Raw genomic sequence first — 21,217 nt, forward strand, 5'->3', positions numbered from 1 at the left:
TTCGGAGTCAGTCCTTTATCCTTTGATCGGAGGGGTGTTATGGGTCTTATTTTTACAAAAACCTGTGTACTTTGCTGCAAAACCTTGGATGCTGACGCTGGGAAAGCCGCCATGCTTTGTCCTGCCTGCGCAAAGGCCGTGCGGGAGCAGTACCGATGCACCGAGCGGTTCCAGATCGACGGAGCCGATGATGCCGCCGCACCGCTTCTTTACACCGGTGCGGTCGCGGACGCGGTCAAGCGTTTCAAATTCAAGCACCGCCAGCACTATGCAGACTGGTTCGCCGCGCAGACCCTGCCGGTCTTAGCGGAGCGACTGGACACCTGGATGCCTGATCTTGTCACATTTATCCCCATCGGTGTGCTCCACTGGTACCAGCGCGGCTATAACCAGGCGGAGCTGCTCGCGCAGCGGATCGCCGCCCCGTTTTCGCTTTCCTGTGCCGCCACGCTGTGGAAGCGGCCGTTTACCCCCAAGCAGTCTGGCCGAAAGGACGCGGCGGCGCGGGAGAAGAACGCGAAACGCGCTCTGTGGATACGCGCCGGCATCGACCTTTCCGGTAAATCCGTTGTCCTTGTAGACGATATTATCACAACCGGTTCGACGGCTGCCGCGGCGGTCAAGCTGCTGCGCGAAATGGGCGCGACGCATGTTTATGTGCTTGCCCCTACCAGAACGCCGTCCGGCCGCAGAGATTAAAAAAGCAGGGAGATGGTGCTACCATCCTCCCTGCTTTTTCCATTTCAGTCGTCCCGCTCATCTCCCCAGAAAAACAGCGCAACCGTCCCTGGGCCGGTATGCGCACCGATTACTGTGCCGATACTGTTTATGGAGACCCTGCCGTTCAGATGCGGGAATCGCGCCTCTACCATATCCGCTACCGCGCGCGCATCTTCCATGCATGCGGACTGCGAAATAAAGCATTTTCCGCTGTAATCCAGTCCATTTTCCGCATGCTGCTCCATCATTTTAACAATTTCGGAAACGACCGCTTTTTTGCCCCGTATTTTCTTCCGAGGAACCAGACGGCCCTCAAAATCCACGTTGAGCAGCGGACAAATCCCCAGCAGCGTGCCAAAGGTTGCTGCAGCGGGCGAAATTCGGCCACCGCGCTTAAAGCTGGTCAGGTCGGTCGCAAAAAACCAGTGGTGGAGCCGGAGCTTGTTCTGTTCCACCCATGTGTGCAATTCATCAAGCGACATACCCGCGTCGCGCTTATCGCAGGCCGCATCCACCAGCAGCCCATAGCCGGAGGATGCCGCCAGCGTATCCACCACATAAATCTTCCGTTCCGGATATTTCTCCCGCATTTCTTCGGCCGCAATACAGGCGGACGCGCAGGAGCCTGACAGTCCGCTAGAAAATGACAGATGCAGGATGTCTTTCCCCTCCTGCAGCAGCGGTTCGAACAGCCGCTTGTATTCCTCCACATTTACCTGCGCCGTGGTGGGCTGCGCCCCCGCGGCTATTTTTGCAAAATACTCCTCATAGGGTATGGTTTTGCCGAGATCGTCCAGGTAATCTTCCCCCTCCAACTGAAAATGAAAGCTGGCGAAGGGTACCTGCCTCATCCGAAAGAATTCGGCGGGCAGATCTGCTGTCGAACAGCAGGTAAGCGCATATGAAACCATAAAACATTCCTCATCATTCCATCATTTGTTTCCAGTATACCATGAAACCGCTTTTCTGAAAAGGCATATACCGTAAAACGTCGACGCCTTGAAAGGCGGCAGAAAACCCGTTTCGGGAACGGTCCAGACATTTCTTTTCTTGACCTTTTCCCCCATCCATGTTATCTTTTGATTAGGATAACGCACGCAGGCACCGCGATTGAAGCACGCTTTCAATCGCTTTTTTTCTGCAAAGCAAGGAGCTGCCGCTATGGAAGAAAATATTAAATGGACCAAACTTACTCGTTGCGCAGGCTGCGGCGCCAAGGTCGGCGCCGGTATTTTGGCACAGTTGCTCGACGGCATAGAGGTCCACCGCGATCCTGATCTGCTGGTGGGCTTTGACAAAAGCGATGACGCCTCGGTTTACCGGCTGTCGGACGAGCTTGCGCTGGTGCAGACCGTGGACTTTTTTCCACCCATTGCGGACGATCCGTTTCTGTTTGGCCAGATTGCGGCCGCCAACGCCCTGTCTGACATTTACGCCATGGGCGGCGAACCAAAGCTCGCGCTTAACCTGCTCTGTATACCGGAGAAGATGCCCCAGAGCGCGGTCCATGCGCTTCTCAGGGGCGGCTATGGCAAGGTATATGAAGCCGGCGCGCTCATCACCGGCGGACACAGTATTTTGGATGAGGAGCCAAAATACGGCCTGTCCGTCACTGGCTTTGTCCATCCCGAGCGGCTGCTGACAAACGCAGGGGCAAGGCCGGGGGATATTATGTTTCTGACCAAGCCCCTCGGAACCGGCGTCCTCACTACCGCCGCCAAAGCGGAGCTTTGTCCCCCTGCCGCGCTCGCGCAGGCCTATCGCCTGATGGCAACCCTGAACAAAGCCGCGCGCGATATCATGGTGCGGTATCGCGTCCATGCCTGCACGGATGTAACCGGCTTCGGCCTTCTCGGCCATGCGGTTGAAATGGCGCAGGCAAGCGGGGTTGCGCTGACGCTTGACGCAAAAGGGTTCGACCTGCTGCCCGAAGCCCTCGCGCTGGCGCGCACCGGCATCCTGCCGGAAGGGATGTATCGCAACCGCACCTTTGCCCAGCCCTTTGTCGATGCGGGACAGACCGAGCTGGCTGTACAGGACCTGCTGTATGACCCGCAGACCTCCGGCGGGCTGCTGATCGCCGTCGATCCGGCGGACGCGGACGCGCTTTGGGACGAGTTGCGGCCATCCGTACCCAGCGCGCAGCGTATCGGCAAAGCGGCCGACTATACCGGAGGCGCAAGAATCATCCTGCGCTGACCGCGGCAATGGCTTCCAGCGCACGCCCGACCTCTTCTTCGGTCGTGAACCAACCGAAAGACAGCCGCACGCTTCCTCTTGGGAACGTGCCAAGCGTTTTATGAGCGGATGGCGCACAGTGCAAACCGCAGCGTGTCAAAATTCCATATTCGCACTCCAGCCGGTACGCCGCTTCCGCATTATCTTTTCCAGGGAAATCTAGGCTGAATACCCCTACCCGCCCCGCGGCGGTTCGGGGGCCGTACAGCACGACGCCCGGCACTCTCTGCAAGCCGTCCAGGAACTGTTCGGCCAGCACCCTGTCATGTGCGGCGACCGTCTCCACCGTAACGCCCTGCAGGTATTCCAGCGCCGCTTCCCAGCCGTAAATCCCCGGCACATTCGGTGTTCCCGACTCAAACCGGTCGGGCATATAACTTGGCTGTTCCTCGCTGTCTGACGCGCTTCCCGTCCCACCGGAAACAAATGGTTCCAGAGCCGCCGCGAAATCCGGCCGCAGAATCAGCGCCCCGATGCCCTGCGGCCCCATCAGGCCCTTATGCCCGGGAACGGATAGCGCCGCAAGCCCCAGCCTGCCGAAATCAATCGGCAGGTGTCCGGCCGTCTGCGCGGCATCCAGCGCAAACGGAACACCATGCGCAGCGCAGACCTGTCCCGCCCTTTCGGCGTCCTGCACCGTGCCGGAAACGTTGGAGGCGTGGCAAAGCAGCACCAGCCTCGTATCCGGCCGCAGCATCCGCTCCAGCGCCCGCAGGTCAAGGCATCCCTCCGCGTCGCACGGCACGCGCTCAAACCGCACGCCGTGCTGCGACATCTGCTGTAGCGGACGCATGACCGCGTTGTGCTCCATCGCGGAAACCAGACAGTGATCGCCCGGGCGCAGCGCGCCGTGCAGCAGCATATTCAGCCCCCAAGTATTGCCGGGCGTCAGCACCACATGCGCAGGGTCGGGAAAAGAGAACAGCGCACCCAGCCTTTGCCGCAGGCGCAGCGCGACCATACCCGCCTCCTGCGCGGCGCCATAGGACGACCGGTTGACCGTCGCGCCCACGGTTTCCACATATTCCTGCATCCGTTTCCCTACCGCCGGCGGTTTGGGGAACGACGTCGCGGCATGATCCAGATATATGGTTCTCATCGGCATCCCTCCATTGCCCTCTCTGTACAGGGCTCTGTTTTGACCAGTGTAGCACAGCCTGCAGCAAAAGTAAAATTTCGACCTCATTTTATTAAAGGAGATTCCCTATGAGCAAACACCACCGTCTCATCCTTCTGGCCGGTTTTATCACCGGCCTCGCTGCGCTGGGGCTTACCGCAGCAGGCAATCCCGCCAATATGGGCTTCTGCATCGCCTGCTTCCTGCGTGATATCGCGGGCGGGCTTGGTATGCACAGCGCCGCAAAGGTCCAATACATACGCCCGGAAATAATCGGGCTCGTACTGGGCGCGCTCCTGTCCGCCACGGCCGGCCGTGAATTCGAGGCGCGCGCCGGTTCCGCGCCCGCGCTGCGCTTTGTACTGGGTATGATTGTCATGGTCGGAGCGCTCGCTTTCCTCGGCTGCCCGCTCCGCATGGTGCTTCGGCTGGCCGGGGGCGACCTTACCGCCGTTTCCGGCTTTGCCGGCTTCGCGCTCGGCATCGGCATCGGTGTGTTGTGCCTGAAAAAAGGATTTTCCCTGGGCCGCGCCTATAAAGTAAAGCGGTCTAACGGCTTCGTCCTGCCCTGTTTTATGGCCGCCCTTCTTGTCCTTCTGCTTGCCGTACCTTCTGTGCTGCGCTTCTCCGAGGAAGGGCCGGGCGCGAGCCATGCCTACTGGCTGGTTTCCCTCGCCGGCGGGCTGATCGTCGGCGGGCTGGCGCAGAAAAGCCGGCTGTGTATGGCAGGCGGCATCCGCGACATATTCCTGTTCCGCGACTTCCATTTAGTGAGCGGCTTTGCGGCGATCTTCGCCACCGTGCTGATCGGCAACCTGCTGCTGGGCGGATTCCATCCCACGCTTGCCGTGCAGCCGATTGCCCATCATGATTATCTGTGGAACCTGCTCGGGATGGCAGCGGTCGGCTGGGGCGCTGTTCTTCTGGGCGGATGCCCGCTCCGCCAGCTCATTTTGGCCGGAGAAGGCAACGGGGACAGCGCGGTTACCGTATTCGGCATGCTGACCGGCGCGGCGCTCTCCCACAATTTCGGCATGGCCGGCAACGCGGATGCCATGACGGGCGGCGCCTTTGTCGCTGGAGGTGTGGGAACGCCCGGACAGATCGGGATACTGATCGGCCTGATCCTGCTGTTTATCATATCCGTCGTGAATCTGCACAAGGAGGAAAAAAACAATGGTTGATGCAAGAGGATATTCCTGCCCCATGCCGGTGGTCATGGTGCAGAAGGAAGTCAGCCGGAGCGCGCCCGACCAACTTGAGGTGCTGGTGGACGACCGCTGCGCGGTCGAAAATATTTCCCGCTTTGCCGGTCACAGCGGTTATGCGGTAGAGATTCGCGAGGTTGCGGATGATGAATTCTCTCTTCTGCTGACTAAACTGCCATGAATCGATATATTGCGACGTTCTACACCCACCTGAGCGCTCTTTTAAGCTTCCAAGCCCTGCAAAACGCGGATATTCCCGTCCGGATGCTGCCAGTCCCGCGCACGCTCAGTTCGTCCTGCGGCACCTGCGTCCAGTTTTCCGCCGAAACTGACTGCCGCGCGCTGCTGGATACGGATACCGAGGCAATTTACCTTGCGGGAACCACTGGTTATATTCTGCTTTGGCGCAGCGAAACCTGAAAGGAGTGACACCCATGTCGCCTTTCGTAATTGCCGCCGTAGGGGCCGGCGGGAAAACGACCGCCCTGCTTCATCTGGCACGCGCCCTCTCCCACCGTGCTGTCCTGCTGACCACCACGACCCATATGTTTCCAGTCCGTCCGCCGCTGTGCCGCAGCCTGCTGCTCGATCCCCCCCCCATCCAGCTTCAGGAACAGCTTCGCCGGACCGGAGTTACCTGTGCGGGTACGCGTTCTACAGACGGGAAAATGGGGGCGCTTCCCGCTGCCTTGCTGCAGCAATCCATCCGCGCTTCCGATATTACGCTTTGCGAAGCGGACGGCGCGCACGGCTTACCGCTCAAGCTGCACCGTCCGGATGAACCGGTACTCCCGCCGCAAACCAGCCTTTGCCTGATTGTTGCCGGCCTGTCCGCGCTTGGGCGACCGGTCGGGGCAGCGGTACACCGTTACCAGCTCCACCCCGTCTGGGCGCAGGCTCCCAGCCAGCGGATCGGTCCGCAGACCATGATATCCTGCATTCGGGAAACCGTCGCCGCGGTCGGACTTCCCCCTGACAAGCTGCGCGTCTTCCTAAATCAGTCGGATCTTACCGGTGTTCGGCCGCAGGCGAAGGAAATTTTGCAGGCGCTTTCCTCTGACGGCCTGGACTGCCGCATGGGAAGTCTACACGACACCCCTGCCCACTTCATCGACTGGCTGCTTCCCTTGACCTAAAAAACGGGCTGATACCAGCCCGTTTTTGTCGTTGCTTACAGTAACTCGATCCCCTTTTCTCCGGATAGCTCGAGAAGCGCTTCCACCACGCCGCCGCCGATTGCACGCGCCTTATCCGATATGGTATCGCAATAGGCCGCCTGTTCCGGCCGTGGGTCGATATCCGCGATCTTCAGCCCCGCCGATACCGGATAGCCCTCCCGAATCAGGCCGCGCAGAACGCCGTTTATCGTCGCGGAAACCGGCGTTTCTCCAATACGGGCGATGGTCTGCCCCGCGCGGACAATCGCGCCGATATCCACTGCCGCACCAGTTTCATCCTTAACAAAGCGCATCCGCCCTGCCGCCGGCGCGTGAATGACCCGTTCCACCGTATAACCCGCAATCGCCCCCGGCACACCCGTATCTGGTATTGCCGCACCCTGCCGAATCACACGCCCCAGATGGTGTCCCCGCATGGTCTCCACCACTGCGTCCACATCCTCGCCCGCAGTAAAGCCTGGGCCAATGCCAATCGTGATTTGAGCCAGGCTCCGGTCGGTACCCAAATTGTGTTTGGCCAAAATGGCATCCACCACTGCGGCGGGCCGCAGCACCCCGATGCAAGCCGCGCGTTCATCCACCAGCAGCGGCACTTCGCCCGTGCGGGATACCGCTGCCGCCTGCGCCACATCAGAAACGCAGCGGCAGCGCACGCCCTCCACCTTGGATGTCCCCCGCCAAACAGCCTCGCACAGCGCCGCCTTGCGCCGAATCGCGGAAGGGTCCGCACATTCAGTCGTGATCACCCTGAAGCCGCAGCGGTACAGGCGAACGATCACTCCGGTTGCCAGATCTCCTGCTCCCCGCACCAGCACCCACGGCCGCACTTCACGCTTTAACATTCCAGTTCACTCCTGCCCCAACAGATCCGTAAAATATTCCTGCGCCATCTGGTCGAGCATCTCATGTGCCTGTCTGTCGAACGCACGGTACCGCGCCAGAAGCGCGCGTCCTTTTTCAGTCAGCGACGCGCCGCCGCCCCCCGCTCCGCCGATGCGGCGCTCCAACAGCGCAAAGCCAAGCTGCTCCTCGCAAGCATGTACCACGCTCCATGCCTTGTTGTAGCTCATCTCCATGCGTGCGGCGCTGCGCCGCAGGGATCCCAGTTCCGCGACGCCCTCGAGCAACTGCGCCGCGCCCGGCCCGAAAAGCTTTCCCTCCCGCACAAGGCGCAGGCTTGCTTTCACCCGAATCCGCTCCGCCATTAGGTTTTCCTCCATCCGCCAATATGCCATCATTATAGCATGTCCCCTGTTCAAACGCAACGGCCCACCCGTTTTGCATACCTTTCGTTATATATTAATTAATATAACGAAAGGTGCGACAAAAACGCCCTGCGCTTTTCTATTCCTTATTTGTTGCCGAAATAGATTGCAGTATGGTATAATCGTGTTATACAAATGCCGCTGGACGCTTTTGTGAGCAGTCCGCAGCTTACCGCAGGAGGCTTTCCCTATGAAATTGATACGCACGCAGGACGCGGTCGGGCAGGTGCTCTGCCATGATATCACCCAGATTATCCCTGGCATCACAAAGGACGCGGTGTTCCGCAAGGGTCATATCATCCGCGAGGAGGATATCCCTATCCTCCTCAGCGTCGGCAAGGAGCATATCTATATTTGGGAAAATAACGAAACCATGCTGCACGAAAACGATGCAGCGGATATCCTGCGTGCAATCTGTCAAAACGCGCATATGCGCGCCACCCCTCCTAAAGAGGGGAAAATCGAGCTGATCGCTGAAGCCGACGGCCTGCTGCTGGTCGATATCGAGCGCCTGCGCGCGGTCAATGCGCTGGGCGAAATGATAATCGCCACGCGCGCCTCGGGCTTTCCCGTCAAGGCGGGCGACAAGCTGTGCGGCATGCGTGTGATCCCTCTTGTGATCGAAAAAGAAAAAATGGAGCGGGCTGCACGAACAACCGGAGACGAACCGCTCCTCCGACTGCTTCCATTCCGTCCCCGTTCTTTCGGCGTGGTCACAACTGGAAACGAGGTATATCATGGCCTGATTCAGGATGCATTCACGCCGGTGCTCGTGCGGAAAATGGCCGAATACGGCTGTAAAATGACCGCACATACGGTTTGCAGCGACAACGCGGGACAGATCACGGACGCAATCTGTCAGATGGCGGCCAGCGGCGTGGAGCTGATTCTCTGTACCGGCGGCATGAGCGTCGATCCGGACGACCGCACTCCGCTTGCCATACGGAATGCGGGCGCGAAAGTGATCAGCTACGGCGCACCCGTGCTGCCGGGCGCGATGTTCCTTGTTTCCTATCTGCCGGACGGGCATCCGGTCTGCGGCCTGCCGGGGTGCGTGATGTACGCAAAGCGTACCATCTTCGATCTGGTCCTGCCTCGTCTGCTGGCAGACATGCCTGTCACTGCAGACTGGCTCGCCGGTCTGGGGCATGGTGGGCTGTGCCTGAACTGTGCGGACTGCCATTTCCCGAACTGCGGCTTCGGCAAGGGCATATGACGCATCGGCTTCATCGTGGGAAACAGGAGGACGTTATGGCTTTTACCCATATTGATGCAAACGGCAATGCCGTGATGGTGGATGTAAGCGCGAAGCAGTCCTCTGTGCGCACGGCTTCCGCCTCTGGACGCATCCGCATGAGCGCGGAATGCTTTTCAGCTGTTCAAAGCGGCACATCCCAAAAAGGCAATGTGCTTGGCGTAGCACAGGTGGCGGGCATCATGGCTGCTAAACACACCGCCGACCTTATTCCGCTGTGCCACCGGCTGAACCTTACCAAATGCGAAATCGCATTTACGTTTTTGGAAGAAGAACGGAGCATCCAGGCTGTCTGCACCGTGCGTTGCGCCGGCCCGACCGGTGTGGAAATGGAAGCCCTGACCGGCGCTTCCACCGCGCTGCTCACCATTTACGATATGTGTAAGGCGATCGACAAGCGCATGGTGATCTCGGACATCCATCTGCTGAAAAAGCAGGGCGGCAAGAGCGGAGATTTCCGCTTTGCGGACAACAGCCATGCGTGACGCGCTCGGCCGCGAGATTAACTACCTGCGCTTATCCATTACCGACCGGTGCAACCTGCGCTGCCGCTACTGTATGCCAGCCGGAGGCATCCCGCTTTCCGCGCACAGCGCTCTGCTTCGGTATGAGGAGCTGCTGCGCGTCGCACGTGCGGCGGCGGCGCTGGGCATTGACCGGTTCAAGGTCACAGGCGGCGAACCGCTTGTCCGCCGGGGCTGTACGGATTTTATCCGCGCGCTGAAGGCAGTTTCCGGCGTGCGTCAGGTAACGCTGACCACCAACGGCCTCCTGCTCCCGCCTTTGCTGGACGAGCTGTGCCAAGCCGGTCTCGACAGCGTCAACATCAGCTTGGACACCCTCGATAACGCGCAGTATCAACGCATCACCCGCCGCATGCACACAGCAGACGACGTGCTCGCCGCCGTACGCCAATGCGCGGGGCGGCTCCCTACCCGCATAAACGCTGTGCTTCTGCCGGAAACAGCAGATCAACTCATCTCACTCGCGCGGCTGGCGGAGCAGCTCCCTGTAGACGTGCGTTTTATCGAACATATGCCGATTGGCGGCAGGAAAGCGCTTTCCGCCGCGTCTTCTTCCGTTCTTGACCGCCTGCGCACAGTCTGGCCGACGCTTGCGCCTTTTGGGGAGCGGCGCGGCAACGGACCTGCACGCTATTATTCCACGCCCGCTCTTCAGGGCTACATCGGACTCATCCAAGCGGTCAGCCATTCGTTTTGCGCAGACTGCAACCGCGTGCGCCTGACCAGTACGGGCATATTGAAGCCCTGCCTTTGCTATCCGCAAGGTACGGACCTGAAGCCGCTCCTGCGCGGCGGCGCGGCGGAAAACGCGTTGAGTACGGCCATCGAACAGGCAGTTTGGGCAAAACCTGCCGCCCATTGTTTTACCCGAACGCAGTACCCCGCCGAGCAAAGAAGCATGAACCAGATCGGAGGATAGTCAATGGGAAAGATAATCGCCGTATGTACGAGCGAAACGCGCGGCGTACAAAAGCAAAGCCGAAAGGAAGCTCTGCTGGAAAAGGATTGGGGTATCCGCGGTGACGCACACGCCGGACACTGGCACCGGCAGGTCAGTCTGCTTTCCGCAGAGGAGGTTGCTGCTTTTAACGCAAAAGGCGCGGATGTGCGCTCCGGCGCGTTTGGGGAAAATCTCGTGGTGGAGGGCATCGACTTCCGCAGCCTGCCGGTCGGCACATTGCTGCGCTGCGGGGATGTGCTACTTGAGCTGACACAAATCGGCAAGGAATGCCATCACCACTGTGCGATTTACGAAAAAATGGGGGATTGCATTATGCCGCGTGAAGGTGTGTTCGCCCGCGTGCTCGCAGGCGGGCAAATCTCCGCAGGCGATGAAATGACAGTCGAGCCGCGCACCGCGCCCTTACCATATCAGGCGGCGGTCGTCACCCTGTCCGACCGCTGCGCTTCAGGCGAGCGAGAGGATAAAAGCGGTCCTTTGGTCGCCGCACGGCTGGCCGCGGCCGGATTCGTGGTTGTCGAGCAGCTTGTCCGGCCGGACGAACGCGAACTGCTTGAGCGCAGCCTTATCCGCCTGTGCGACCAGCGGCAGCTCGACCTGATTCTGACCACGGGCGGCACAGGCTTTGCCCCGCGCGATATCACACCTGAGGCGACACGCGCTGTCGCGGAACGCGACGCGCCCGGCATCGCGGAAGCGATCCGCGCCGCGAGCATGCGCATCACGCCGCGCGCCATGCTCAGCCGCGCGGCGGCGGTCATCCGCGGCAAGACGCTGATTATTAATCTGCCCGGCAGCCCCAGGGCGTGTATGGAGGGCATGGACGTATTTCTGGACCAGCTCCCCCATGCGCTTGACCTCCTGCGTGGCATGCCGCAGGACTGTGGGCGCTGAGTTCTCTACATCAAAAAAGGAGGCTTTGATGCATACCATACCTCTTGAAACAGACCGGCTAATCCTGCGCAAATTTGAAGACAAAGATATGCAGCCTCTGCATCTTCTTTTGATGGATGAAACGGTAAACACGTTCTTACCCTGGTTCCCCGTCAAAAGTCTGGAGGATACCAGGACATTTTACGAAACGCATTTTGCAGGCAAGGCATATCATTTCGCAATTTGTCTACAAAGTGATAACATTCCGATCGGCTATGTAAAAGCAGATACGGACGACAGCCATGATTTCGGCTATGCGCTCCGCCGTGAGTTCTGGCACAGAGGGATCGCGACCGAGGCAGGCAAGACGCTTGTCGCGTATCTGCGAAAGGACGGTGTTCCTTACATCACGGCAACGCACGATAAAAACAACCCCAGAAGCGGAAAAGTGATGCGACAGATCGGCATGCGATATTGCTATTCTTACGAGGAGCAGTGGCAGCCTAAAAATATTCGGGTCGTATTCAGAATGTATCAATTGAATTTTGACGGACAGGACGACCGCGTATACCGGAAATACTGGAACCTTTATGATGCGCACTATGTTGAAAAGCATCTGTAATCTTGTCCGTATGCTATATTCCACCAAGAAATCCATGAAAAAGAAAAGAGAATCCCCTATGGAAAAACACATTGTATGGTTGCTCACGGCAGCAACGGCGCTCAGCCTGACTGCCTGCGACGGCACGGAAGCCGCATCCGGCGACGTCGCAGCAGGGCAGGAAACTGAACTGGTCGTTTTCGCAGCGGCCAGCCTTACCGAAACCCTGGACCAGATCGCCGAGGACTACAAAACCGTCGCGCCGGACGTGACGCTGACCTTTAACTTTGACTCCTCCGGTACACTCAAGACCCAGATCGAGGAAGGCGCGATGTGCGACCTGTTTATTTCCGCCGGCCAAAAGCAGATGGATCAATTGGATGCGACGGCTGACCCATCGGTCAACACCGACGGGCTGGATTTCTTGCTGGCGGGCAGCCGTGTCGACCTGTTGGAAAACAAGGTGACGCTCGCCGTGCCGGAAAATAACCCCAAGGGCATCGACAGCTTTGACATGCTGGCCGCGCATCTGGAAGCGGGGGATATCCTGCTCGCCATGGGCAACAGCGATGTGCCGGTCGGTCAATATACGCAAAAAATCCTTGCCTACTATGGCCTGGATGAATCAGCGCTCACCAATGCACAGTGTATCACCTACGGCAGCAACGTCAAAGAGGTCACCACTCAGGTCAGAGAGGGCAGCGTGGATGCGGGCGTTATTTACTGCACGGACGCTTACAGCGCGGGCCTGACCGTTGTCGATGAGGCGACACCCGAAATGTGCGGACAGGTCATTTATCCGGCGGCCGTGCTGCAAACCTCCGCGCATCAGGATGCGGCGCGGTCTTTTCTGGACTACCTTGCCGCAGACGAGGCCATGTCAGTGTTCGAAGCGGTGGGATTCTCTAAAGTCGCCTAACGGCGCAGGCTGGGTTCGGACAGAGAAAGGGATCCAGTCCCACACTGGTATCTGAGGAGGTAACGCGGGTGGACTGGTATCCGCTTTGGAACTCGCTGCGCATCGCGGCGATCAGCATCGTGCTGGTATGCTTTACAGGCATCGCGGCGGCATACTACGCCGTGCGCCTGCCCCGTGCGCTCAAAGGCGTTTTGGACATGATACTGACCTTGCCGCTCGTATTGCCGCCTACGGTCGTCGGATATTTTCTGCTGCTGTTGTTCGGCAGCCGGCGGCCACTGGGCATGGCGCTGGAAAGCGTCGGAATAAAATTCGTGATGACCTGGTACGGCGGTGTAATCACGGCGGCGGTCGTCGCGTTTCCCCTACTGTACCGCACCGCGCGCGGCGCGTTTGAAGCGTTCGACGAGACCTTAGCGCAGGCTGGGCAGACGCTTGGTCTCTCCAATTGTTACATATTCTGGCGTATCCGGCTGCCTGCCTGCAGGCAGGGGATTTTCGCGGGCGTCGTATTGGCGTTCGCCCGCGCGCTGGGCGAGTATGGCGCGACCAGTATGCTGATCGGCTATACGCCCGGCCGTACCGCGACCATCTCCACCACCGTCTATCAGCTGTGGCGCACCGGCGACGAGCTGCACGCATTTTACTGGGTACTGGTCAACCTTGCGATCTCGGCAGCAGTGCTGCTGACCGTGAGCCTGCTTGAGCGTCGCCAGCGGAAAGGAGGACATGTCGGGTGAACTTATTTGTCGATATCCGCAAGCGGCTGGGCTCTTTCACATTAAACGCTTCGTTTGAGACTGCGGACGCTGTTACCGGCCTGCTGGGCGCCTCCGGCTGCGGCAAAAGCATGACGCTCAAATGTATCGCCGGCGTGGAAAAGCCGGACGAAGGCTGGATCGTGCTGGACGGTGAAACGCTGTTCGATTCCGCTCGCGGCATCAACCTGCCGCCGCAAAAACGGCAGGTTGGCTATCTGTTCCAGCACTATGCCCTGTTTCCCCATATGACGGTGGAAAAAAACATCCTGTGCGGCCTGCACGCGGAAAAGGATAAGGCCACCCGCCAGCGGTGCCTGCGGGAAACGCTCGAAATGCTGCAGCTCACCGGTTTGGAAAAACACCGCCCAGCCCAGCTTTCGGGCGGACAGGCGCAGCGGGCAGCGCTTGCCCGCATGCTGGTCAGCCAGCCGCGCCTGCTGCTGCTGGACGAGCCGTTCTCCGCGCTGGACAGCCATTTACGCGACCAGCTCCAGCCCCAGTTCATGTCCCTGCTGCGCTCCTACGGGCGGCAGGCGGTGATGGTGACGCACAGCCGTGACGAAGCCTATCACCTCTGCACCCGTCTGTGCATTATGGAGGATGGCCGTATCCTGCGCGCGGGCGGCACTAAAGAGGTTTTTGCCGCCCCTGGCAGCGAGGCCGCCGCACGTCTGACCGGTTGCAAAAATATCTCCCGCGCGGTCAAAGCGGGCGCATATACCGTCGAGGCGCTCGACTGGGGCGTCTGTCTGACTGCCGCGCAGCCTGTGCCGGACAACCTGAAAGCGGTCGGCCTGCGCGCGCATGCTTTCCACCCGCAGGTTCCGTCCAACCGCTTGCCCGTGTTATGGGCAGACGCGTTGGAAGAGCCGTTTGAATGGATCCTGCTGTTCCGCTACCAGAGCCAAGCCGCAAGCGCGCCTGCGCTCTGGTGGCGCTTCCCCAAGGACAGGAAGCCGGCCGCGCTCCCTGATTCGCTCGGCATCGCGCCTGAGCATGTATTGCTGCTGACTTGAAAACGGAGGGTATCCCGCATGATCGAACTACTGCTGCAAACCGCGCTGTGTGAAATACAGGCCGGCCGGCCCGCGATGCTGGTATCCATCGTCCGCTCCACCGGTTCCACGCCGCGCAAGGCCGGCGCCCTGATGCTCGTTGGAGAAAACGGCCTGCTGTGCGGCACAATCGGCGGCGGACTGCTTGAGCATCGCTGCCTTGCGATCGCCTCGTCCGCCCTTACCGTACCGCGCTGTGAAGCCTTTGTGCTGGACAACCGGCAGGCGGGTAGCTTGGGCATGGTATGCGGCGGTACTGCCGAGGTTCTTTTTACCCCGCTTACCGACGCTGCGCCGCTGCAGCAGGCCGTGGACAGTTTCCGTGCTGTCCCGCCTGTCCGATTCTGCCTGCCGCTGGACGGCTCCGCGCCTCTACTCTCGCAGGAGCAGTCCATCCGCTCCTGCCCCGCTGTCGTCCTTCTGGAAGAGCGTCCAGTCCTGGCGATCCCCTTATCTGATGCCGGTCGGGTGTTTGTGCTGGGCGGCGGGCATGTGTCACTCGCCCTTTCCCCGCTCCTGTATCATCTGGAGTTTCGCCATATTGTCATTGACGACCGCGCGGCGTTCTGCTCGCCGGAACGCTTCCCCCATGCCGAGCATACCCTTTGCATCCCATTTTCCCTACTCACCCAAACATTGGCCGGTCCGATTTCCCCTGCCGCCGACGATGCTTTCTGTATCATGACGCGCGGCCACGAAGGGGATACGGACGCGCTCCGTTTCGCCCTCTCCACCCCCGCTTCCTACATCGGCGTAATGGGCAGCCGTCGCAAGCGGGAGTCAGTCTTTTCCCTATTGGAAAGCGAGGGCTTCCTCCATGTGCGGCAGCGTGTCATCACGCCGATCGGACTTGCTATCGGCGCGCAGACCCCCGCAGAGATTGCGGTATCGATTGCCGCGCAACTCATCGCATGGCGCAGCTCAAAGACCGCCGCCGCCAAGCTGTGAGCGGCAGCGGCCGCCGTATTTCCTCCCGCTTAGTTCCTCGCTCTGTCCCGCTCTTCCTGTTTTTTAAAACTTGTGGAAAAAGTCTTGACATATCTGCTTATCCGAGATATAATATAAAAGCTGTCACGGTTGGAAAACATTGCGACGGATATAATTCGAGGTGTGGCTCAGCTTGGTAGAGCGCTTCGTTCGGGACGAAGAGGCCGCAGGTTCAAATCCTGTCACCTCGACCATAAAAAGGTTTTGCATCTTGCAAAACCTTTTTGTTTTACGCAGGAAAAAGCGGGTCCAGAATGGACCCGCTTTTTTCACACGGTGCTTCGGTCATAATCCCGCTATCAGACAGTGCATAAAGCGCCGGAATTCTCCCCCGCGTTGTTCCGCAATCTGATTGACCTCCGCGCCAGAAAGCGGCTGCATCAAAACCCCCGCCGCCATATTGGTGATCATTGCAACCGCAGCTACCGGCAAGCCGCAGTGCGCCGCTGCGACCACTTCAAATACCGTGGACATCCCAACCGCATCGGCTCCCATCGCGCGAAACATCCGGATTTCCGCAGGTGTTTCAAACTGCGGCCCATTCACGCCGCAGTAAACGCCGGACCGGAGCGTCACACCACAGGATAATGCGGCCTTTCGTGCGGTATCCCGCAAAGCAGGTGCATACGCAAACGTCATATCCGGAAAGCGCACGCCCAAGCTGTCGTCATTCGGTCCGGTGAGCGGGCTTTTTCCCGTCATATTGATGTGATCCTCAATCAGCATAAGATCGCCGACCGAAAACGATGTATTGATCCCCCCCGACGCATTCGTCAGCACCAGCGCGCGCACGCCAAGCGCTTTCATTACATAGACCGGATACGCGATCTCCTCGGGCGCATAGCCCTCGTAGCCGTGCAGGCGCCCCTGCATACAAAGAACCTTTTTCCCCTCCAGCATACCGCAGATCAAACGTCCGGTATGGTCCGGCGCGGTGGATACCCGAAAATGCGGTATCTCTCCGTACGGGATACACACCGCAGCTTCCAGCTCCTCCGCCATCGGGCCGAGTCCGGATCCAAGAACCAATCCGATTTCCGGCACAAACGGCAGCCTGCTTTTCAAATAATCCGTCGATTCATCCACTTTTGTTTTTTTCATACGATATGCCCCCTTACAGTGCGGACAAAATCCGGCTGGTACGTAACCGTACCTCTGCCTTAACCTTTTCCAGATCGATCGTGGTATACGAACCGTCGCGGTATAATACCTCGCCATCCACCATCGTCAGCCGGATATCCGCCCCCTGCGCCGCATATACCACGTTGCAGGCCGCATCCGTCATGGGTGTGAACTGCGGCGTATCCGTATTGATGACGCACAGGTCGGCCTTGCAGCCAACTTTGAGAAGGCCGCTGTCCGTCCGCCCCTGTGACAAAGCGCCTGCGCGTGTCGCCGCATACAGCGCCTGCGCGGGAGTAATTAACGTCGCATCGCGATAATACCCTTTATATGCCACAGCAAACAGGTACAAATCCTGCAGGATATTAAGATTATTGTTGGAGGCCGCGCCATCCGTACCCAACGCGAGGTTAATACCCATATCGAGCATCCTGGGTACATTGGCATAGCCTGACGCGAGTTTGAGATTACTGGCCGGACAGCAGGCAACGGTAACGCCATGCTTCTTGAGGATGTCGAAGTCTTCCCCCTCCAGCCAAACGCAGTGCGCCGCTGTGGTCGGCACGTCGAATATGCCGTGTGCCTGCATATAGGCCGCCGGCGTCATGCCGTGCCGCTGCTTGCACGCCTCATGCTCCTCCTGTGTTTCCGAAAGATGAATATGCATCCGCGCGCCGCATGCCCCGGCCTGCGCGGCAACCGCCTCCACAACCTTGGGGGTCGAGGTGTACTCTCCGTGGATGCACAGGTCGCCCCGCAGCCGACCCTGATTCGCGCCGTTCCACTCGCCCAGCAGCCGCAGGTTATCCTGATATGCCGGCAGCGCTTCGTAAGAACTGTCGTCAAACACGGTAAGCCCCCTGCTCAAATTACATTTGATGCCGCTTTCCAGAATCGCCCTAGTCATCCCATCCAGAAAGAAATACATATCCGTGAATGACACCGTGCCGCAGGCCAGCATTTCAGCAATCGCAAGTTGTGTGCCGTGGTAAGCGGCCTCATCATCCAGCTTATCCTCAAATGGAAAGACCTTTTCATTCAGCCAGCGCTGCAGCGGGAGGTTCTCCGCATAGCCGCGCAGCAGGGTCATGGGCGCATGGCTGTGTACATTGTAGAAGCCGGGCAGCAGCAAACGGTGACACCCATCGTACCGCTCACCATAATCCGCGTCCGGCGCGGCCGGCCCGATATAATCTATCATACCATCCCTTGTTCCTACATATTGCCCCCTTTTCAAAATGAAGCCTTCATCCAGTACATCAATGTTACAGAACAGCATTGTTTTCTCCTTTACCTTGGGTATGTATGGCGCGGTCTTTTTTCATTTGGTTGGAGGTTTCCCCAAACAACGTTCATCGGCACGGCATAGGTGGAAAAACGCACGCCGAGATCGGTGTTAAAATGATCGATCGATTTCATCAGCCCGATACAGCCCACCTGGAACAAATCATCCGGCGATTCACCGCGGCCCTGAAAGCGCTGCACGACTGACAAAACCAGCCGCAGGTTACCTTGGATCAACTCGTCCCTCGCCTGCTTGTCTCCCTGCTTCACGCGCAGCAGCAGTTGGTCGGTCTTTTTGGCCGACAGCACCGGCAGCCCTGATGTATTTACCCCGCAGATCTCTACTTTGGTTTGCATGGAAAATCCTCCTGCCTCATGCACAGGTTGTGCGTTCTATCAGGATTTTCCCCGCGGTTCGGAAAGAATATACCGACGAAATTTTTTGCCAGCCGACATGCTTCGACCGGATTTTCCGTCCGGATATGCTTGGCCGGAAAATATTTCTCAGCCGCTTCCACTTTTATTTTACCTTATTTCATCCGTATTCGCAAGGCAGCAAAGGAAAAAGACCACCGACAGCCGTCGGTGGTCTTTTGGTGCGGATGGGGGGACTTGAACCCCCACGTCCTTGCGAACACTAGCACCTGAAGCTAGCGCGTCTGCCATTCCGCCACATCCGCATATTCTCTTGTCTCGCACCTGAGAGAGTGGTGCGAGTGACGGGACTTGAACCCGTACGTCGATTGACACACGCCCCTCAAACGTGCCTGTCTACCAGTTCCAGCACACTCGCATTTGCTTTCTCATCGAGTCGCCTCACTGTCAGCGACAATATGTATTATATCGAATAGAACGAAGTTTGTCAACAGCTTTTTTCAAAAATTTTCCCAGACAACAAAGAATTCTGTCTGCTAAAAATCCGTTAAATTTCATCCACGCTACGTCTTCTTTTCAACACAGCGTTGACTTTTCCTATTCATCCTGATAGAATAGCAACAGTCAGGAGGAACCGCATCATGCCAGAAAAGAAAGTCAGCCGCCGTGTGCTCTATACGCGCAACGCGCTGCGCGACGCCTTTATTGATTTGATTACCGAACAGCCGTTATCCGATATCACCGTGACCGATATCTGCGCGCGGGCCGATATCAACCGCAGCACGTTCTACCTTCACTATCGGGATGTCGATGCGCTTCTGGTCGAAATTGAAAATAATATCATCGACCATATCGAGCAGGAGTTTTCCCGTGCGCCTCATGAGCATGTGTTCGAGGAGCTGGTAGCCTTTCTAAAGCTTCTACAGCAAACACCGCGCATTCCCAAGCTGTTGTATGCGCTTACCGGCGAGCAGGGTGATCCCCGCTTTATCCGCCGCCTGCAGCAGTTGCTCTTCAACGCTTTCCAGCAGGGATGGGACTTGCTCATGCCGGAGAGCTCCCGCAGCTATAAGTTTTTGATTTATTCCTATACTCTCCCCGGCGTCATATCCCTGCTGTCATCTTGGTTGCGCGGCGACGCGCCTGATATGACAGCCGAGCAAACCGTGGAACTGCTCCATACGCTGATTACGCATGGCATGAGCGGTATTTCACCGCTTTTCCTTCGCCCTGGCGCTGGGGTTCTCAATTTATCTTGACAAGCTTTTCGCAGGGTGCTATATTAAAAAAGCTGCAAACCAAATATGCTCGCGTTTTTATCGCCGGATAAAAATTGCTGCGCCAGACTTTCTATCGTAGGCCTTAGAAGATAGAAAGCGCTGGCGTTTTTTATTGGTTAAAGGAGAACATCAAAATGGAACATACTGCTGATCTACGCTCCTTCGGGCGCTACGCCTCACTGAACGTGCTTGGCATGCTGGGGCTTTCCTGCTATATCCTTGCGGATACCTTTTTCGTCTCCTGCGGGATGGGCGCGAACGGGCTTGCCGCTCTCAACATCGCTATCCCCGCCTACAATCTACTCAACGGCCTGGGGTTGATGATTGGTGTCGGTGGCGCGACCCGCTATACCGTCAGCTGCGCCCAATGCGACAACATATCCGCGGATCGCGCGTTTACGCATGCCGTCGGACTCGGCCTTGCAGTAGGCTTGCTTTTTATGCTGATCGGGCTGGCTGGCGCGGCACCGGTTTCTCGTCTTTTAGGCGCAGATGCCGACACCTTTCCCCTGACCAGCGTTTATCTGCGCACCCTGCTCAGTTTCGCGCCTTTTTTTGTGATGAACAATGTATTACTTGCCTTTGTCCGCAATGACGGCGCGCCTGGGCGCGCTATGTGCGGTATGATAGTCGGCAGCTTGTCCAATGTTGTTTTGGACTATGTATTCATTTTCCCCTGCGACTGGGGCATGTTTGGCGCGGCTTTCGCCACTGGGCTTTCCCCAATTATCAGTCTGCTGATCCTTTCCGGCCATCTGCGCAGCCCTGTCCGCGGCTTTCATCTGTGCCGAGTGCGGCCGCAGGGCCGCCTGCTCGCTTCGATCTGCGCGTCCGGCATCTCTTCTTTCGTCGGGGAGCTTTCCTCCGCCGTCGTGCTGTTTTTATTCAATTTCGTCCTGCTGCGGATTTCCGGCAATACCGGCGTTGCGGCATACGGTATCGTCGCCAATCTGGCTCTGGTGGCCATCGCGATCTTTCAAGGCCTGTCGACCGGCATGCAGCCCCTTGTCAGCCACAGCAGCGGCCTGAACGACCACGGCGCGCTTCGCCGTTTCTACCGGTACGGCATCACGTCATCGCTCGCGATTGCCACGCTGCTTTATGTGCTGGTTTTCGTATTTGCCGCCCCCATTACCGCAGTGTTCAACAGCGAAAACAACGCGGTCCTCGCCGGCTACGCGGTCACCGGACTGCGCATCTATTTCTGCGGCTTTTGGTTCGCCGGCTGCAATATCGTCTCTTCTATCTTTTTCAGCGCGTCAGGGCGTTCCGCACAGGGATTCCTGCTCTCCATGCTCCGCGGCGTAATTGCAATTGTGCCGTTCCTCTTCCTTTTGACCGCATGGTTCGGTATCACGGGCGTTTGGGTCGCCTTTCCGGCAACCGAGCTGTTCACTTTCCTGTTCACCGCCGTATGCGCTGCGAAAGCGTTCCGTCGCACTGCGTAAAAAGACAGCCTCCGGTTATCCGGAGGCTGTCTTTTCATTTTGCTCA

23 protein-coding genes, 3 tRNA genes and 1 pseudogene are annotated in these 21,217 nt (G+C 58.4%); 18 read left to right on the top strand and 9 right to left on the bottom strand.

Going from position 1 to position 21,217, the window contains the following annotated elements:
- Positions 1-327 precede the first annotated feature (327 nt).
- On the top strand, positions 328-699 hold the full coding sequence (locus tag OCV66_RS15590) for a ComF family protein (RefSeq protein WP_390126339.1): 372 nt from the start codon (positions 328-330) through the stop codon (positions 697-699).
- 44 nt (positions 700-743) lie between these two features.
- On the opposite strand, the gene OCV66_RS01645 is transcribed toward OCV66_RS15590, so the two are convergent.
- Positions 744-1,631 (bottom strand): DegV family protein, encoded by an 888-nt coding sequence (locus tag OCV66_RS01645; protein ID WP_054326012.1) that lies wholly within the window; start codon positions 1,629-1,631, stop codon positions 744-746.
- A 250-nt stretch (positions 1,632-1,881) separates the two neighbouring features.
- On the opposite strand from OCV66_RS01645, the gene selD reads away from it, so the two are divergent.
- Positions 1,882-2,919 carry a selenide, water dikinase SelD gene (selD, locus tag OCV66_RS01650; RefSeq protein ID WP_054326013.1) on the top strand — a complete coding sequence of 346 codons (1,038 nt, stop codon included), beginning with the start codon at positions 1,882-1,884 and terminating at the stop codon, positions 2,917-2,919.
- Here the strand turns inward: selD and OCV66_RS01655 are convergent.
- A complete protein-coding gene (locus OCV66_RS01655) occupies positions 2,906-4,057 on the bottom strand; it encodes an aminotransferase class V-fold PLP-dependent enzyme (RefSeq protein ID WP_147573704.1) in 1,152 nt (383 codons plus the stop codon). The two genes, selD and OCV66_RS01655, sit on opposite strands and share 14 nt — an antisense overlap.
- Positions 4,058-4,164: 107 nt before the next feature.
- On the opposite strand from OCV66_RS01655, the gene yedE reads away from it, so the two are divergent.
- Genes yedE through yqeC form a run of 4 tightly spaced genes read left to right on the top strand, consistent with a single transcriptional unit; the run spans position 4,165 to position 6,419 of the window.
- A complete protein-coding gene (gene yedE / locus OCV66_RS01660) occupies positions 4,165-5,259 on the top strand; it encodes a YedE family putative selenium transporter (RefSeq protein ID WP_054326014.1) in 1,095 nt (364 codons plus the stop codon).
- Positions 5,252-5,464: a sulfurtransferase TusA family protein gene (locus tag OCV66_RS01665; RefSeq protein ID WP_054326015.1), complete on the top strand. Its 213-nt coding sequence runs from the start codon at positions 5,252-5,254 to the stop codon at positions 5,462-5,464. Before yedE ends, OCV66_RS01665 begins: the two co-directional genes overlap by 8 nt.
- On the top strand, positions 5,461-5,703 hold the full coding sequence (locus OCV66_RS01670) for a DUF3343 domain-containing protein (protein ID WP_054326016.1): 243 nt from the start codon (positions 5,461-5,463) through the stop codon (positions 5,701-5,703). Before OCV66_RS01665 ends, OCV66_RS01670 begins: the two co-directional genes overlap by 4 nt.
- Positions 5,704-5,717: 14 nt before the next feature.
- Positions 5,718-6,419 (top strand): selenium cofactor biosynthesis protein YqeC, encoded by a 702-nt coding sequence (gene yqeC, locus OCV66_RS01675; protein ID WP_147573705.1) that lies wholly within the window; start codon positions 5,718-5,720, stop codon positions 6,417-6,419.
- A gap of 35 nt (positions 6,420-6,454) precedes the next feature.
- Here yqeC and yqeB read toward each other — a convergent pair whose 3' ends face one another.
- Together yqeB and OCV66_RS01685 are read right to left on the bottom strand one after the other, a co-directional pair.
- Positions 6,455-7,303 carry a selenium-dependent molybdenum cofactor biosynthesis protein YqeB gene (yqeB, locus tag OCV66_RS01680; RefSeq protein ID WP_054326018.1) on the bottom strand — a complete coding sequence of 283 codons (849 nt, stop codon included), beginning with the start codon at positions 7,301-7,303 and terminating at the stop codon, positions 6,455-6,457.
- A 6-nt stretch (positions 7,304-7,309) separates the two neighbouring features.
- Complete coding sequence (locus tag OCV66_RS01685; RefSeq protein ID WP_242977796.1) at positions 7,310-7,699, bottom strand: winged helix-turn-helix domain-containing protein; 390 nt, start codon at positions 7,697-7,699, stop codon at positions 7,310-7,312.
- A 217-nt stretch (positions 7,700-7,916) separates the two neighbouring features.
- On the opposite strand from OCV66_RS01685, the gene OCV66_RS01690 reads away from it, so the two are divergent.
- The 10 genes from OCV66_RS01690 to OCV66_RS01735 all read left to right on the top strand — a co-directional run bounded on the left by OCV66_RS01690 (position 7,917) and on the right by OCV66_RS01735 (position 15,856).
- On the top strand, positions 7,917-8,942 hold the full coding sequence (locus OCV66_RS01690; RefSeq protein ID WP_054326020.1) for a molybdopterin-binding protein: 1,026 nt from the start codon (positions 7,917-7,919) through the stop codon (positions 8,940-8,942).
- Between the two features lie 35 nt (positions 8,943-8,977).
- A complete protein-coding gene (gene moaC, locus OCV66_RS01695; protein WP_082396680.1) occupies positions 8,978-9,466 on the top strand; it encodes a cyclic pyranopterin monophosphate synthase MoaC in 489 nt (162 codons plus the stop codon).
- A complete protein-coding gene (moaA, locus tag OCV66_RS01700) occupies positions 9,444-10,424 on the top strand; it encodes a GTP 3',8-cyclase MoaA (RefSeq protein ID WP_242977797.1) in 981 nt (326 codons plus the stop codon). Before moaC ends, moaA begins: the two co-directional genes overlap by 23 nt.
- A 3-nt stretch (positions 10,425-10,427) precedes the next feature.
- Positions 10,428-11,360, top strand: a complete 933-nt coding sequence (locus tag OCV66_RS01705) for an MOSC domain-containing protein (protein ID WP_054326023.1) — start codon at positions 10,428-10,430, stop codon at positions 11,358-11,360.
- A 28-nt stretch (positions 11,361-11,388) separates the two neighbouring features.
- On the top strand, positions 11,389-11,961 hold the full coding sequence (locus tag OCV66_RS01710; protein WP_107630553.1) for a GNAT family N-acetyltransferase: 573 nt from the start codon (positions 11,389-11,391) through the stop codon (positions 11,959-11,961).
- Positions 11,962-12,019: 58 nt separating this feature from the next.
- Entirely contained in the window at positions 12,020-12,859 is an 840-nt protein-coding gene (gene modA, locus OCV66_RS01715) for a molybdate ABC transporter substrate-binding protein (protein ID WP_107630554.1), read from the top strand.
- Positions 12,860-12,927: 68 nt separating this feature from the next.
- The gene (gene modB, locus OCV66_RS01720) at positions 12,928-13,599 is read left to right on the top strand and encodes a molybdate ABC transporter permease subunit (protein WP_054326026.1); all 672 of its coding nucleotides are present in this window, start codon (positions 12,928-12,930) and stop codon (positions 13,597-13,599) included.
- A complete protein-coding gene (locus OCV66_RS01725) occupies positions 13,596-14,636 on the top strand; it encodes a sulfate/molybdate ABC transporter ATP-binding protein (RefSeq protein WP_054326027.1) in 1,041 nt (346 codons plus the stop codon). Before modB ends, OCV66_RS01725 begins: the two co-directional genes overlap by 4 nt.
- A gap of 18 nt (positions 14,637-14,654) precedes the next feature.
- Positions 14,655-15,623, top strand: a complete 969-nt coding sequence (locus tag OCV66_RS01730; protein ID WP_147573706.1) for an XdhC family protein — start codon at positions 14,655-14,657, stop codon at positions 15,621-15,623.
- Positions 15,624-15,779: 156 nt separating this feature from the next.
- A tRNA-Pro gene (locus OCV66_RS01735) sits at positions 15,780-15,856 on the top strand.
- 91 nt (positions 15,857-15,947) lie between these two features.
- Here the strand turns inward: OCV66_RS01735 and OCV66_RS01740 are convergent.
- The 5 genes and pseudogenes from OCV66_RS01740 to OCV66_RS01760 all read right to left on the bottom strand — a co-directional run bounded on the left by OCV66_RS01740 (position 15,948) and on the right by OCV66_RS01760 (position 18,861).
- Complete coding sequence (locus OCV66_RS01740; protein WP_147573707.1) at positions 15,948-16,763, bottom strand: purine-nucleoside phosphorylase; 816 nt, start codon at positions 16,761-16,763, stop codon at positions 15,948-15,950.
- Between the two features lie 13 nt (positions 16,764-16,776).
- A complete protein-coding gene (locus OCV66_RS01745) occupies positions 16,777-17,985 on the bottom strand; it encodes an amidohydrolase (protein WP_262563575.1) in 1,209 nt (402 codons plus the stop codon).
- Between the two features lie 152 nt (positions 17,986-18,137).
- Positions 18,138-18,425: pseudogene (locus OCV66_RS01750) on the bottom strand (sigma-70 family RNA polymerase sigma factor); the annotation flags it as partial.
- A 237-nt stretch (positions 18,426-18,662) separates the two neighbouring features.
- Positions 18,663-18,748: transfer RNA gene (locus OCV66_RS01755), tRNA-Leu, on the bottom strand.
- 28 nt (positions 18,749-18,776) lie between these two features.
- Positions 18,777-18,861: transfer RNA gene (locus tag OCV66_RS01760), tRNA-Leu, on the bottom strand.
- Positions 18,862-19,084: 223 nt separating this feature from the next.
- Between OCV66_RS01760 and OCV66_RS01765 the strand changes: the two genes are divergently transcribed.
- Together OCV66_RS01765 and OCV66_RS01770 are read left to right on the top strand one after the other, a co-directional pair.
- Positions 19,085-19,702, top strand: a complete 618-nt coding sequence (locus OCV66_RS01765; RefSeq protein ID WP_147573709.1) for a TetR/AcrR family transcriptional regulator — start codon at positions 19,085-19,087, stop codon at positions 19,700-19,702.
- A 155-nt stretch (positions 19,703-19,857) separates the two neighbouring features.
- A complete protein-coding gene (locus OCV66_RS01770; protein ID WP_054326031.1) occupies positions 19,858-21,171 on the top strand; it encodes an MATE family efflux transporter in 1,314 nt (437 codons plus the stop codon).
- Positions 21,172-21,217 lie beyond the last annotated feature (46 nt).

Source organism: Agathobaculum ammoniilyticum (genome assembly GCF_025567315.1).
Classification (GTDB): domain Bacteria; phylum Bacillota; class Clostridia; order Oscillospirales; family Butyricicoccaceae; genus Agathobaculum; species Agathobaculum ammoniilyticum.

Coding starts and splice junctions, on each gene's coding strand:
- OCV66_RS15590 (WP_390126339.1), top strand. CDS start 328: ATGCCTGATCTTGTCACATTTATCCCCATCGGTGTGCTCCACTGGTAC.
- OCV66_RS01645 (WP_054326012.1), bottom strand. CDS start 1,631: ATGGTTTCATATGCGCTTACCTGCTGTTCGACAGCAGATCTGCCCGCC.
- selD (WP_054326013.1), top strand. CDS start 1,882: ATGGAAGAAAATATTAAATGGACCAAACTTACTCGTTGCGCAGGCTGC.
- OCV66_RS01655 (WP_147573704.1), bottom strand. CDS start 4,057: ATGAGAACCATATATCTGGATCATGCCGCGACGTCGTTCCCCAAACCG.
- yedE (WP_054326014.1), top strand. CDS start 4,165: ATGAGCAAACACCACCGTCTCATCCTTCTGGCCGGTTTTATCACCGGC.
- OCV66_RS01665 (WP_054326015.1), top strand. CDS start 5,252: ATGGTTGATGCAAGAGGATATTCCTGCCCCATGCCGGTGGTCATGGTG.
- OCV66_RS01670 (WP_054326016.1), top strand. CDS start 5,461: ATGAATCGATATATTGCGACGTTCTACACCCACCTGAGCGCTCTTTTA.
- yqeC (WP_147573705.1), top strand. CDS start 5,718: ATGTCGCCTTTCGTAATTGCCGCCGTAGGGGCCGGCGGGAAAACGACC.
- yqeB (WP_054326018.1), bottom strand. CDS start 7,303: ATGTTAAAGCGTGAAGTGCGGCCGTGGGTGCTGGTGCGGGGAGCAGGA.
- OCV66_RS01685 (WP_242977796.1), bottom strand. CDS start 7,699: ATGATGGCATATTGGCGGATGGAGGAAAACCTAATGGCGGAGCGGATT.
- OCV66_RS01690 (WP_054326020.1), top strand. CDS start 7,917: ATGAAATTGATACGCACGCAGGACGCGGTCGGGCAGGTGCTCTGCCAT.
- moaC (WP_082396680.1), top strand. CDS start 8,978: ATGGCTTTTACCCATATTGATGCAAACGGCAATGCCGTGATGGTGGAT.
- OCV66_RS01705 (WP_054326023.1), top strand. CDS start 10,428: ATGGGAAAGATAATCGCCGTATGTACGAGCGAAACGCGCGGCGTACAA.
- OCV66_RS01710 (WP_107630553.1), top strand. CDS start 11,389: ATGCATACCATACCTCTTGAAACAGACCGGCTAATCCTGCGCAAATTT.
- modA (WP_107630554.1), top strand. CDS start 12,020: ATGGAAAAACACATTGTATGGTTGCTCACGGCAGCAACGGCGCTCAGC.
- OCV66_RS01730 (WP_147573706.1), top strand. CDS start 14,655: ATGATCGAACTACTGCTGCAAACCGCGCTGTGTGAAATACAGGCCGGC.
- OCV66_RS01740 (WP_147573707.1), bottom strand. CDS start 16,763: ATGAAAAAAACAAAAGTGGATGAATCGACGGATTATTTGAAAAGCAGG.
- OCV66_RS01745 (WP_262563575.1), bottom strand. CDS start 17,985: ATGATAGATTATATCGGGCCGGCCGCGCCGGACGCGGATTATGGTGAG.
- OCV66_RS01765 (WP_147573709.1), top strand. CDS start 19,085: ATGCCAGAAAAGAAAGTCAGCCGCCGTGTGCTCTATACGCGCAACGCG.
- OCV66_RS01770 (WP_054326031.1), top strand. CDS start 19,858: ATGGAACATACTGCTGATCTACGCTCCTTCGGGCGCTACGCCTCACTG.